Below are 889 nucleotides of genomic sequence, written 5' to 3'. Positions count from 1 at the left end.
GACCTGTCGCTCCGGTTGCTCCTGTAGCTCCCGTTGGACCTTGAATTCCTTGCGGGCCTTGAATTCCTTGGGGGCCTTGTGGGCCGGTCGGGCCTATGTCACCTTGCGGACCTTGGATTCCCTGTGGGCCTTGTGCCCCAGTTGCCCCCGTCGCTCCTTGGATTCCTTGAGGACCTTGTGGACCTTGAATTCCTTGTGGGCCGGTTGGACCTATGTCGCCTTGTGGGCCTTGAATTCCTTGGGGACCTTGTGCTCCAGTTGCCCCCGTTACTCCTTGGATTCCTTGGGGACCTTGAATACCCTGTGGACCGGTTGGACCTATCTCTCCTTGAACACCTTGGATTCCTTGCGGACCCTGTAAACCCGTCACTCCGGTTGCTCCCGTTGCTCCTGTCGCTCCTGTCACTCCAGTTGAGCCTGTCGCCCCGGTATCTCCTGTTACTCCTGTCGTACCTGTTGCTCCTGTCGGGCCAGGTGGTCCACCTGATGGACCTGTCACTCCTGCCGGACCTGATGGCCCCGTTGGGCCGGTCGGTCCTGCTGGTCCTCCTGACGGGCCAGTCACCCCTGTTGGACCGGTTACTCCTGTTGGACCGGTAGTTCCTTCTCCCGTCGCTCCGGTTGCCCCCGTATCTCCTGTTGCTCCCGTCGGACCTTGTATCCCTTGAATCCCTTGTGGGCCTTGCACTCCTTGTGCACCTGTTGCTCCTTGAATCCCTTGTATTCCTTGCACTCCTTGTGCGCCCATCGGACCTGTTGGACCAATCGCCCCTTGTATACCTTGCACTCCTTGGGGACCCTCTGGACCCGTTGCTCCTATTTCCCCTTGTATCCCTTGAATTCCAGTTGCTCCTTGTGCTCCAGTTGCTCCCGTTATCCCTTGCACACC

Annotated in this window: 1 pseudogene; it reads right to left on the bottom strand. The window is 59.1% G+C overall.

Annotated features, from left to right (window positions below):
* Positions 1-889 (bottom strand): annotated as a pseudogene (locus tag BUA87_RS17435) (collagen-like protein); the annotation flags it as partial.

Source organism: Bacillus sp. bc15 (genome assembly GCF_900142585.1).
GTDB lineage: Bacteria > Bacillota > Bacilli > Bacillales > Bacillaceae_G > Bacillus_A > Bacillus_A cereus.
The sequence above is the reverse complement of the archived record's forward strand: the minus strand, read 5'-3'. Positions and strand labels throughout refer to the sequence as shown.